This is a genomic window from Oceanospirillum sediminis, from assembly GCF_014164585.1.
GTDB lineage: Bacteria > Pseudomonadota > Gammaproteobacteria > Pseudomonadales > Halomonadaceae > Oceanospirillum > Oceanospirillum sediminis.
In genome coordinates, this window is record NZ_JACJFM010000383.1 from 1 (window position 1) to 303 (window position 303).

The following is a 303-nucleotide window of genomic DNA, read 5'->3' on the forward strand; positions in this document are numbered from 1 at the left end:
TAACTTTTTATCGTTAAAATTATTCCTGGAAAAATACATGGTTTTTCCATCTTTTGTAATCACAACAGGTCCGTCATGATACACGGAATTAATATCTCCTTTTACTTTAGATAAATGATGAATTATGGTGTCAGCATTTTTTTCAGTGACGTAAACGTCCAAAAACGGTTGTTCGTTCCAAGCATATAAATGCTTTGTTAATACGCCTTTATCTGCTGAAGAAGTGAAATAAACTTTTCCATTCTGTTCAAATGCACCAAAATCACTTAAATCGGAATTAATATTTACATCTTTTAAAAAGTA

General features: G+C 30.4%; 1 protein-coding gene. It reads right to left on the reverse strand.

The genetic code is table 11. The annotated features are described in order from the left end of the window. Positions 1 to 303: hypothetical protein (locus tag H4O21_RS28955; protein WP_220495934.1), on the reverse strand; the 303-nt coding region annotated here is incomplete at both ends.